Consider the following 12,163-nt stretch of genomic DNA (forward strand, 5'->3'; position numbering starts at 1 on the left):
ATAAAAAAAATGTATTTTCCAACCAAATTTAATTACAACTTGGAACAAAAACATCAAATTAAATAACATAATGCAACTAAAACACACCAAATTTATTCTTTAAATATTTTTAATATAATGAAAAAACTACGCTATTTTTGTATCGCCTGTTGTTTGTGGATACTGGGGATGCCGCTTTTTGCACAACCCCTCATCTCGTTTGACAAATACCACACGACGACAGAAGTTCAGCAAATGCTGAAAAAATTGCAGCAATCGGAGCCGGTAAAAACCCAACTTCATACGATTGCCACCAGTCCGGGGGGTACACCAGTTTCCGTTTTAGAAATAGGAAAAAATCTGGAAGATGTTCCGGCAATTTTTGTTGGAGCTAATTTTGAAGGAAATGTGCCAATCTCTACCGAAGGAGCGCTTGCTTTTGCAAAAATGCTGCTTGACTCCGCAAAATACACCGAAAAAATAAAATGGTATGTAATGCCGCTTCCTAATCCGGATGCTGCCAAAGGATATTTTGAAGGAATAAAGTTTGGGCGATCGGTTAACGATTTTGAAGTAAACAACGATATGGACGATCTACCCAACGAAGATGGGCCGGATGATTTAAATGGCGATGGTATTATTACTCAAATGCGTTATAAGGATCTGGAAGGTTCGTTTGTTATTTCCGGCAAGGATTCGCGAATAATGACCAAAGCCGACAAAGAAAAAGGTGAACGCGGCGAGTACAAAATTATGGAAGAAGGAATTGACAACGATGGAGATGGAAAATATAATGAAGACGGAATTGGCGGAATCAATATTGGAATATCATTCCCTCATCTATTTCCTTTTGAGAAAAAAGAAGCGGGGAAATGGGCAGGACAATCACCGGAATCATATGAAATAATGCGATTTATTTTTGATCGTCCAAACATTGCAATGGTTTATACGCTTGGAAGCTCAGGCTTTTGTATCGTTCCGCCCAAAGGCGGACGAAAAGGTGGAGCCAATCTGAGTAATATAAAAATTCCCGGCCGTTATGCCAGAATGTTAAATGCGGATCCTCAGAAATCTTATAGTATGGACGAAGTGATTGCTCTGGTAAAAGAAAATTTTGGAGGAGAGATGGAAATCACCCCATCAATGATTGCAGGAATGCTCGGACTGGGTGCCGCTGTTAATCCACTGGATGAAGATTTAAAATTTTACACCAAATTTTCAGAAGACTACAAAGAATATTTAAAAGGAAAAAACTTTAATACAGAACGGCTGGACCCGACACCAGCAAAAGATGGCTCATTTGAATTGTGGGCCTATTACCACCTTGGAGTTCCTTCATTTAGTATGAATTTGTTTACGGTTCCAAAAGTAAAAGAGGAAAAGAAAGCTGTGGAAGGAGAGCTTTCGCTGGACGATGTTGAAAAAATGAGCGCCAAAGAGTTTACGGCATTGGGAGAAGAAAAAATCAATGCTTTCTTAAAAGCAAACAACGCACCCGACAGATTTTCAGCTAAAGGTATTTCGGATATGATGAGTTCGGGAAAATTTACACCTAAACAAATGGTGGAAATGATGAAAAAAATGCCAAAACCAAAGAAGGAAGGAGAACTTAGCGAGAAAGACAAAGCATTACTGGCCTGGTCGGACAGCGAATGGGACGGTAAAGGTTTTGTTGCATGGGAGACTGTAAAACATCCCGAATATGGAGAAATTGAAGTAGGCGGTTTTGTGCCTTATATAGAATCAACACCAAAACCCGAAGCTATCGACTCATTACTTCAAAAACAACTCCCATGGCTACTGCAATTGTCTGAAAAAATTCCTTCTGTTTTATTTGCTGATGAAAAAATTACCGATTTAGGAGGAGGTGTTTATAAACTGGAAATATACATTGAGAATAAAGGGTATTTGTCCTACCCAATTGCAATGGGGGAAAGAAATAGCCAACCTGCACCTGTTGTAATTACTCTCGACGGAGAGGTTGATTTTCTGGAAGGAATCAGCAGAACTCCGCTTGGAAGCATTGGAGGAAATCAGGTAAAAAAACTTACCTGGCTGATAAAAACAGACAAAAAACCAACCATCACTGCCAAAATTGAGTCGGCAGTTTTTGGAACGGATGTAAAACAAATTAAGATTGGAGGTTAATTATGAAACGATATATATTTTTTATACTGTTCACTGCAATTTTCCAGTTAGGTTATGCCAGTGGAGTAAAAAGTAAAATTGAAGTTCCTTTACGTTTCGACAGGTACTACAATTACGAAGAAGTAACAGAAGCATTAAAAGTTTTACACAATGCCTATCCGGAAATGACACACCTGGATGTGATTGGAAAAAGTGAAGAAGGCCGCGAAATTTACGCATTGACTATCAACAACAAAAAAACAGGAGAAGAACTCAGTAAACCCGGCGTTTATGTCGATGGAAATATTCATGGAAATGAAATTCAGGCTGGAGAAGTTTGTTTGTATTATGCGAACATGCTGTTAACCAAGTATGGAGAAAATGAAAAAATAAGCAAAATCGTTGACAAAAATGTACATTATATCATTCCTGTGGTAAACGTTGACGGGCGTGCACATTTTTTTGACGATGCACATACGATGCACTCAAGTCGCAGTATTCGCGTTCCCAAGGATGATGATAACGATGGACTATTTGATGAAGATGCCCCCAACGATTTAGATGGTGACGGAAGTATTACTCAGATGAGGATAAAAGATCCATACGGCCAATATAAACTTGATCCGGACGACAGCCGAATACTGGTTCGTTGCAAACCGGGTGAAAAAGGAGAATATTCGTTGATTGGATCCGAAGGGATTGACGACGACGGAGATGGAAGATTAAACGAAGATGCTGAAGGCTATCTTGATCCAAACAGAAACTGGGGATACGACTGGGAACCTCCCTATGTACAAAGAGGTGCCGGAAATTTCCCGTTTTCCGGAGTAGGGTTGAAAGCCATCAATGAATGGATTACAAAAAGACCAAATATTATCATTGGTTTTGCCTTTCATAACAACGGTGGAATGTGGCTCCGTCCACCGGCAGACAATAAAACACGAATCCCGGCAGCCGATATTGCAGCGTTTGATGTTATTGGAAAAAATGCAAAAAAAATAACCCCCGGATATGTTTATATGCCTTCGGTTGATTTGTATCCAACTTTCGGAGATTTTGATTCCCACCTCTATTTTATTCATGGCATATTTTCATTTGTAGGTGAACTTTATCCTGATGGAGCAGAAACTTATCACGATGACGAAACCAAACCTAAAAAGGAAAGTGAAGGTTCCGGCTACAGAGGAGATAATACTGAAGAAACACGTGAACGTCTGAAATTCAACGACAATATCACACAAGGAGAACTATACAAAGATTGGAAACCCTATAAACACCCTGTTTACGGAGATATTGAAATTGGAGGTTGGGTAAAAATGAGTTCAAGACTCCCCCACCCTTTTATGTTAAACGAACTGGTTCACAGAAACGCATCAGTTGTGCTGCTGGCCGCTGAAAACACGCCGGAAATTTCGATGGAAATTATAGACGTAAAAAAAGTGGGTAATAATTTAAATCGCATTCGTGTAAGGCTAGTTAACAAAAACGGGCTACCATCGATGGCCAAAGAATCAGAAATTAACAAAACACACCGTCAGGATATTTTGAAAATAACTGGTGGAAAAGTTGTTGCGGGAGGAAAAATTAACGATATTCGTCTGGATAAAGTAAGTTATAAAGAGAAAAAACCAGAGATTCAATTCCTTTCTATTCCAAGTTACGGGAATGTTGAATATCAATTTTTGGTTGAAGGAAAAGGCGAGATAAAAATTAACTATGAATCGTTAAAGGCAAACAACCTGGAAACGTCTGTTAAACTATAAATGCTGTTTAATTATTATTTAAAAGAGATGCAAGGTTTTGTATCTCTTTTTTTATCTCTGAATAAAACGGACAAAACGATACGTGGCTGGAAGTCAGCAAAAAAGCCGGAACAGTTCTGAAACCGGGTATTCAAAATACTTCCGGAGCAGGGCCTAAAGTTGGTATATAATGGTGCTGGCTGACGTATTGGAAGTACTTTCTGAAATCATCAAAAAACCGAGCTACTCCCAGAGAAGGAAAATACATTGAAGCGTCGGAAAGTGTCATGATTATTTGTACTTTTACCAAAGCAGTAAAGACCGGGAAGGTAATTATTACGATTCCCCATGCGATAAACGATTAACAATGATTCCAAAGATGTTGCTTCGTTTGTTTTTTGCAGCCATTGAACTGGAAAAATAAAATAACAAAATAATGAAAAACCTGATTTTATCTTTTTTGCTTCTTCTTGCGATTTCCGTTCATGTAAACAGCCAAAATTCAAAAAATTTCAATACACAAGCCTATCTTGGAATTAAAGAAGGCGGCGAATGGACATGGGTTACTAAAAGTAGTGGAAAACAGCAATACGAATATCAGGGCGGAAAATTTAAAGCCGTTACTGAACTTACGGTTGATGAAAAACACACCGACCATTCTTTTGATATTCAATTTGAAGGTCCCGGATGGGAATCAGATAAAATCGGTTACCGGCTTTATCTCGACTGGCGAAATGCCATCGATATATTTGGAAAAAAAACTAATAAGATGGTTTTACACCATGTTGGTCTTGACGGATTTGATTCGTATCACGAAATGCAGGACTGGGGTGTTGATGTACTAAAAGTGGGAGATGCGCTGGGAATAGGCTCCATTGCATTTTGGGACGGCAAAAAAGCCATCCGCGTTGAAAAAACCGATAATATTTTTTGTGCGGTAAAATCAGGAAAAAAAAGCTCGGAAGTAAAGATAAACTATCAGGGATGGGAAATCGATAATAAAAAAACGGATTTAACAACCACCCTGAAAATAGAGGCAGGAAGTTATCTTACTCAATACTCCATTGATTTAACAAATGAGCTTTCCAACCTGGCAACGGGAATTGTTAAACTTCCTGATACGGAAATCAAAATTATCAACGAAATTAAACCGGGATGGAGTTGCATGATAACTTTTGGCAGGCAAACGTTACAAAACGACAACCTGGGAATGTGTATATTCTACAAAACCAACCAGCTACTCAAACAAACTGAAGACCCAAACAGCCATGTCCTGGTTTTAAAACCCAAAAATAACAAACTGACCTACTATTTTGGAGCTGCATGGGAACAAGATGCTTCCGGGATAAAAACGATGGACGATTTTGTAGTTTTACTTCAATCTCAAATAAAATATTTAAAATAAAGTATTGGAAAATTGCAGTTGCCTTAAACTCTGGCAATTTCATATAGAGCAGGATTATCTTCAAAGAAATTTATCAACTATTTTCAAATCTATTCCATTTCTTACAAAAATGGCTTCTACTCCCAACCCCGAAACATCTTGAATATTTCTGTACTCATCATCAAAAAACACCATGTGTTGATAGGGAACATCAAAAAAACGCCGGATTTTTTTGAAATGCGAAATTTTTGACGCCGGGTAAATTTCTTTTGTATCAAAATATTTATCGATGTCAAATAGTTTCAATAAATCCTGCGCCCATTCCGGCTCATAAGTCCGCGAAGCAGCTGCAATGAACTTATTCTGTTTTTTCAACTCTTCCAAAACCGCAATTACATCCGGATACAAACGTATCCATCTTCCGGATCGATCCAATAATTTGTTATTCCTCCAAACATAGGGTGGATTTGTGGCATCGCACCAGGTTCCGCCGGCATCCCAAAGTGTAAAATCCAAATCGAAAACAAAAACGTCAAAACTCATCTTCAAAAATTTCAAAAAAATAAGGGAGTAAGAATTACTCCCTTAAATATGTAATTAATTTATCAGGTTAGAATCCTAAACTTTTGGGTAACCAAAGCGAAATGTCCGGAATATAAGTTACCAACAACAAAACGATTACCATTGCAATAAACATTGGCAAAAGTGGTTTGATTACCTTGTCTATACTTAAACCGGCGACACTACAACCAATAAACAATACTGAACCAACCGGTGGAGTACAAAGACCAACGCTCAGGTTCAATACCATAATAATCCCGAAATGAATCGGGTCAACTCCCATTGCTGTAACAATTGGAAGAAATATTGGAGTAAAAATCAAAACTGCCGGAGTCATATCCATAAACACTCCCACAAAAAGCAAAATCATGTTAATGATAAGCAAAATCATAAACGGATTGCTTGTAACTGAAAGTAAACCTTCACTAACATTTTGCGGAATATTTTCATACGCCATAATCCACGACAAGCCCAAACAGGTAGCAACTAAAAGCATTACAACACCTGTAGTTTTTACAGAACGAAGAAAAATATCAGGCAAATCTTTGATTTTTATCTGACGATAGATAAACGACAAGACTAAGGCATATAAAACTGCAATTGCCGAAGCTTCAGTTGCTGTAAAAAATCCGGCAACAATACCACCGATCACAATTACCAACATCAACAAACTTGGTATAGCGTCGAGGAATTTTTTCGTGCCAACCTTTGCTTTTTCCTTGTTCCGAATGGTTTTTATAACGGCCCAAACTGCAAAAGCAGCCACTACCAAATACAGTAAAACCCGGTTTAACCCTACTGAGAAATTAGCACGTGAAAATGAAACGCCTTTATATACAGCGACGATCCCAACAGCAATTAAAGTAACAATCCCCAAAGCCCTCATTGCTGCTTTTGTTCCACTTCTTTTATAAATCAGCATGGTAATGGCAGTAATTATAATTCCCAGTCCGGTAAGAATTCCAGGTAAATAACCAGCCAGGAAAAGTGCGGTAATTGAAACCCCTCCACTGGCCAAAGAATATACAATGAGAATATTACTCGGCGGAATTGATAAACCTGTAGTTGCAGAAGTAATATTTACTGCAGCGCTAAAATTGTCAGGGTAACCTTCTTTTTTCATTTCCGGTTGCATGATACTTCCGATTGCAGAAGCAGACGCAGCCGCAGAACCGGAAATTGCACCAAACAACATATTGGCCAAAACGTTAACCATGGCAACACCTCCGGGAATTCCACCCACTAAAATACGCGCAAAATCAATCAGACGAATCGCTATTCCTCCACTGTTCATTATGTTCCCCGCGAGTATAAAAAACGGAATGGCAAGTAGTGCAAAACTGTCAAGCCCGGTGGCCATTCGTTGCGAAAAAGTAGTAAGTGCAGGAATCATGTCGATGCTTACCAACATGGTTAAGATTCCGGATATACCAATACTAAATGCAATCGGAACTCCAATTACAAGTAAAATTATAAAGCTAAATACAAGTACAAATATTTCAAAAAATTCCATAGCAGTTAGTTTTTCCGGTTAGCTTTAACCATGTTATACATATTGTCAATATCAAAGTAAGCGATTAAAATTCCGCTCAAAGGCAACACCAGATAAACGGCTCCCAGCGGCATTCCCAAAGCAGCTGATTTTACTGAAAGATAAAAGCGTGTATAAACCAGCCAGCTTCCGCCAACTATCATCACGGTAATGGCAAAAAGAATAACCACAACGCTGATAAAAATTTCAAGCTTGAACTTCCTTTTAGGTGAGCTTTTCTGAAGAAGTAAATCAATTGCCAGGTGCTCTCTTTTCCCCGCAACATAAGCAGCTCCGAGAAGTCCAACCCAAATAAGGAGATATCCGGCCAACTCATCAGTATAACTACTTGGTGAATTTAGAATGTATCTGCTGGCCACCTGCCAGAGTACATCCAGAACAAGGACACTGAGTAAAAATACCAGCACCCATTCCAAAGCTTTATCAATAGTTTTTCGTATACTCATAATGTTAGGTTTTATTTAACGGCCTGAATTCTTTTTATATAAGAATAGATAACTTCATTGTCTTTATAACTCTCCAAAAGCGGCTGAACTTTTTCAATAAAAGGCTCTTTGTCGGGATAAATCACTTCAACTCCTGCTTTTTGCACTTCTTCCAACGACTCTTTTTCTGAATCTGCCCAAAGTTTACGTTCCAACACAGCAGACTCATCAGCAGCTTGTTGCAACCATTTTTGTTCCTGTTCACTCAATTTATCCCAAATAATTTTACTTACTACCAGTACATCAGGAATCGTTGTGTGTTCATCCAAAGAATAGTATTTACAAACTTCGTAATGGCGGGATGTATAAAGACTTGGCGGATTATTTTCAGCTCCGTCAACCACGCCACTTTGCAACGCGGTGTATAATTCTCCCCATGAAATTGGTGTAGCTGAACCTCCAAGTGCCCGAATCATTTCCACAGCAGTAATACTTCGCATCACTCTGATCTTCAACCCCGCCAAATCGTCCGGTGTATGAATGGGTTTATCGATAGTATAAAAACTGCGTGAACCTGCATCGTAATAAGTTAATCCGCGAATCCATTTATCTTCCGTACTCAACAACAAATCCTTCCCAATTTCTCCGTCCATAATTTTGAAGGAGTGTTCTTTTGATTTAAAAATATAGGGAAGCCCAAACACTTTGTACGCGTCAGTAAAACTTTCCATAACCGCGGCAGAGACCTTGGTTATTGCCAGACTTCCAATTTGCACCAGTTCCACACATTGCTGTTCCGAACCAAGTTGTTCCGCCGGATAAACTTCAATGGTTAATTGTCCGTCAGACAGTTCTGAGCATCGCTGAGCCATAAACATCATGGCCTTGTGTACCGGATGATCTGTTGGCAGGCCATGTGCAAGCTTTAGTTCTGTTTTTTCTGAATGTGTACTGCAGGAAGTCACAAAAAACAATAAAACGACTCCCGCAACAAGTACTATTCTGTTGTATTTCATCAGCTTATGATTAATTAGTTTTATATTTTTTTATAATTTGTAATGCTTCCTTACATTTATCGGTAATATAGTTATAATTTTTCTCTGCCAAAATTTCTTTTGGAAAAAGCTGAGAGCCCATTCCAACACATGTTGAGCCGGCTTCAATCCATGCCTTCAAATTGTCTTCAGTCGGGGTTACGCCGCCTGTTGGCATTATACTTGTCCACGGCATCGGGCCTTTTACTGCTTTTACAAACGAAGGTCCTCCAACTTGAGAACCAGGAAATATTTTTACAACTTCAGCACCCAATTCGTGGGCTTTGCCAATTTCTGTAACCGAACCACAACCAGGGCTCCAGGCAATTTTGCGTTTATTACAAACTTTCGCTGTTCCTTCATCAATGAGCGGAGAAACAATAAAATTAGTTCCGAGTGCAATATACATTGCAGCGGTTGCTTCATCAACAACTGATCCCACACCCATAATCATCTCGGGGCAATTTTCTATTGCCCATTTGTTCAGTTCGGCAAAAACCAGAGTCGCAAAATCTCCACGATTGGTAAATTCAAAAACACGCACTCCCCCATCGTAACATGCTTTTACAACTGCTTTACAAACTTCAGGGTCTTTATTATAGAAAACCGGAACCATACCGGTTTCATTCATTTTTAATGCTACTTCTATTCTGGAAAATCTGGCCATAACTTAGTTTAAAGTTCAATATTCAAAGTTAAAAGCTACCCAATATTCTTAAAGATCTGGCAGCTCCAATATATTTTATCTATTTTTTTGAGGCGAGCAAAAATTATCTACCTCGCAACTCTTCCTGATGCGTCTCCGCCCATTAATTTTTCGACTTCATCAACAGTAACCTGGTTAAAATCGCCGTAAATGGTATGTTTCAAACAAGAAGCGGCAACCGCAAAATTCAATGCTTTTTGGTCGTCATCAGTATATGTCAACAATCCGTAAATGAGACCTCCCATAAAAGAATCGCCACCACCTACGCGATCGACAATGTGTGTAATCTGATAAGTTGGTGCTTCATACAATTTCTCTCCATCCCAAAGTACGCCCGACCAACTGTTGTGATTCGCATTAACAGAACCTCGCAGGGTTGTGATTACCTTTTTACATCTCGGAAACTGCGCCATAATCTGTTTTGAAACCGATTCGTAAGCAGCTCCTTCCACATGACCCCCGGTTACGTCAATTCCTTCCGGTTTTATTCCAAGAACTTTCTCGGCATCTTCTTCATTTCCTAAAATAACATCTGTTCCGGCAACCAGTTCCGGCATAATTTCGCCTGCAGATTTACCATATTTCCAAAGATTTTTGCGATAATTCAAATCACAGGAAACGGTTACTCCCAATTCATTTGCTTTTTTAATGGCTTCCAAACAAACATCGGCAGCACTTTGTGAAATAGCAGGTGTAATCCCTGTCCAGTGAAACCAATTTGCTCCGTCAAAAACCTGCTCCCAGTCAATCATTCCTGATTGAACCTCAGAAACAGCTGAATGCGCACGGTCGTAAACCACTTTGCTACCACGACTTACAGCACCGGTTTCCAAAAAATAAATTCCGAGACGTTCACCGCCCCAAACAATTTTATCGGTTCCTACTCCGTATTTTCTTAAATCCATCATACAGGCCCGACCAATATCATTTTTTGGGAGACGGGTTACAAAATCAACAGGAATACCATAGTTTGCCAGAGAAACAGCAACATTCGCTTCTCCTCCTCCAAAAGTGGCTGTCAGCTGAGGGCTTTGTGAAAAACGCAGATAATCAGGTGTTGCCAAACGCAACATAATTTCGCCAAAGGTTATTACTTTATTACTCATTCTTTAGTTTTTTGACTTGGATAATTAATGCAATCGATTGCAAAGATACATTTATCCAAATAAAAAGGAACACCGTTTCCTATAAGTCAATATGTTCTTATTCAAATTTAAAATACTCTTTTGCATTATTGAAACAAATATTTTCAACCATTTGTCCTAACAATTCCATATCGTGAGGAATTTCACCATTTTCGACATCGTTGCCCAACAAATTACACAGAGTTCTCCTGAAATATTCGTGGCGGGTGTACGACAAAAAGCTTCTTGAATCGGTTAACATTCCAACAAAGCGACTTAACAAACCAAGGTTGGAAAGCGCATTTATTTGTTTTTCCATTCCGTCTTTTTGGTCGAGGAACCACCAGCCGGAACCAAATTGCATTTTCCCCGGAACTGAACCATCCTGAAAGTTTCCAATCATCGTACCGATAAGTTCATTATCACGCGGGTTTAAATTATACAACACTGTTTTCGAAAGTTTATTTTCCTTATCAAGTCTGTCCAAAAATTTAGAAAGCGATTTTGCAATTTCAAAGTCCCCAATCGAATCAAAACCAGTATCGGCTCCCAATTTTTTGAACAAGCGGGTGTTATTGTTCCGCAGTGCGCCCAAATGAAATTGCTGCGTCCATCCGCGAGAATGATCCATTATTCCGAATTCGTACAACATACACGATTTGAATTTCAAAATCTCATCCGTATTCAAATCATTTCCTTTTCTTATTTTATTGAAAATCGCATTTATTTCAGCTTCGGTATAATCTTCTGCCATTGCTGTTTCCAAACCGTGGTCTGACAAACGGCAACCACTGTCGTGGAAAAACTGGTGACGACTGTCAAGTGCATCCATCAAAGCAGCAAACGAGCCGATATTCTCGCCGGCAGCTTCTTCCAGGGTATCCAAATAAGCGTTAAACGTTTTTGTATTTTCAACCGTCATTGCTTTGTCTGGTCTCCACGCCGGGAGCACTGCCACTTCAAAATCGTCTTCCTTTATTGCCTGGTGATGTTCCAGTGAATCAACAGGATCGTCGGTAGTACAAATGGTATGTACATTTGCCTTGCGAATAATATTTCGAACAGAATAATCGGATGTTTGTAATTTTTCATTACACTCTTCCCAAATTTCTTTCGCAGTGGCCGGGCTCAACAATTTATCAATTCCAAAGAATTTTTTCAGCTCTAAATGAGTCCAATGATACAATGGATTACGCAAAGTTTGAGGAACCGTTTCTGCCCACTTTTCAAATTTCTCCCAATCGGAAGCATCACCCGTACAATAACGCTCATTTACTCCGTTCGAACGCATGGCTCTCCATTTATAATGATCGCCGTATAACCAAATTTGAGTGATATTTTTAAACTGTTTATCTTCTGCAACTTCCTGAGGCGGAATGTGACAGTGATAATCAAAAATCGGCATCTTTGCCGCGTGATTATGATATAGTTCCTGTGCCGTTTCTGTCTGCAACAGGAAATTTTCGTCCATGAATTTTTTCATTACGAGGAAATTTATTGGTTCTGTCAAAAAAGGAACCGTTGTTTTT

The 12,163-nt window shown here is 39.1% G+C and carries 11 protein-coding genes; 3 read left to right on the plus strand and 8 right to left on the minus strand.

Features of this window, described 5'->3' with window-relative positions:
* Positions 1–117: 117 nt before the first annotated feature.
* Both K5G00_RS09155 and K5G00_RS09160 read left to right on the plus strand, forming a co-directional pair.
* Entirely contained in the window at positions 118–2,127 is a 2,010-nt protein-coding gene (locus K5G00_RS09155; protein WP_238765843.1) for a M14 family metallopeptidase, read from the plus strand.
* Positions 2,128–2,129: 2 nt separating this feature from the next.
* Entirely contained in the window at positions 2,130–3,869 is a 1,740-nt protein-coding gene (locus K5G00_RS09160; RefSeq protein WP_238765844.1) for a M14 family metallopeptidase, read from the plus strand.
* A 130-nt stretch (positions 3,870–3,999) separates the two neighbouring features.
* Here the strand turns inward: K5G00_RS09160 and K5G00_RS09165 are convergent, their stop codons facing one another.
* Entirely contained in the window at positions 4,000–4,137 is a 138-nt protein-coding gene (locus K5G00_RS09165; protein WP_238765845.1) for a hypothetical protein, read from the minus strand.
* Between the two features lie 147 nt (positions 4,138–4,284).
* Between K5G00_RS09165 and K5G00_RS09170 the strand changes: the two genes are divergently transcribed.
* The gene (locus tag K5G00_RS09170; RefSeq protein ID WP_238765846.1) at positions 4,285–5,253 is read left to right on the plus strand and encodes a DUF4861 family protein; all 969 of its coding nucleotides are present in this window, start codon (positions 4,285–4,287) and stop codon (positions 5,251–5,253) included.
* A 60-nt stretch (positions 5,254–5,313) separates the two neighbouring features.
* Here the strand turns inward: K5G00_RS09170 and K5G00_RS09175 are convergent, their stop codons facing one another.
* The 7 genes from K5G00_RS09175 to uxaC form a co-directional block, all read right to left on the minus strand.
* The gene (locus tag K5G00_RS09175) at positions 5,314–5,775 is read right to left on the minus strand and encodes a magnesium-dependent phosphatase-1 (RefSeq protein WP_238765847.1); all 462 of its coding nucleotides are present in this window, start codon (positions 5,773–5,775) and stop codon (positions 5,314–5,316) included.
* A gap of 67 nt (positions 5,776–5,842) precedes the next feature.
* Positions 5,843–7,306, minus strand: a complete 1,464-nt coding sequence (locus K5G00_RS09180; protein ID WP_238765849.1) for a TRAP transporter large permease — start codon at positions 7,304–7,306, stop codon at positions 5,843–5,845.
* A gap of 5 nt (positions 7,307–7,311) precedes the next feature.
* Entirely contained in the window at positions 7,312–7,791 is a 480-nt protein-coding gene (locus tag K5G00_RS09185; RefSeq protein ID WP_238765850.1) for a TRAP transporter small permease, read from the minus strand.
* 11 nt (positions 7,792–7,802) lie between these two features.
* Positions 7,803–8,786, minus strand: coding sequence for a TRAP transporter substrate-binding protein (locus tag K5G00_RS09190; protein WP_238765851.1), 984 nt, complete (start codon positions 8,784–8,786; stop codon positions 7,803–7,805).
* Between the two features lie 10 nt (positions 8,787–8,796).
* Entirely contained in the window at positions 8,797–9,471 is a 675-nt protein-coding gene (locus tag K5G00_RS09195) for a bifunctional 4-hydroxy-2-oxoglutarate aldolase/2-dehydro-3-deoxy-phosphogluconate aldolase (RefSeq protein ID WP_238765852.1), read from the minus strand.
* Positions 9,472–9,578: 107 nt separating this feature from the next.
* The gene (locus K5G00_RS09200; RefSeq protein WP_238765853.1) at positions 9,579–10,616 is read right to left on the minus strand and encodes a sugar kinase; all 1,038 of its coding nucleotides are present in this window, start codon (positions 10,614–10,616) and stop codon (positions 9,579–9,581) included.
* Between the two features lie 97 nt (positions 10,617–10,713).
* Complete coding sequence (gene uxaC, locus K5G00_RS09205; protein ID WP_238765854.1) at positions 10,714–12,117, minus strand: glucuronate isomerase; 1,404 nt, start codon at positions 12,115–12,117, stop codon at positions 10,714–10,716.
* Between the last annotated feature and the right edge of the window lie 46 nt (positions 12,118–12,163).

The organism is Maribellus maritimus, from assembly GCF_022267315.1.
Classification (GTDB): Bacteria; Bacteroidota; Bacteroidia; order Bacteroidales; family Prolixibacteraceae; genus Draconibacterium; species Draconibacterium maritimum.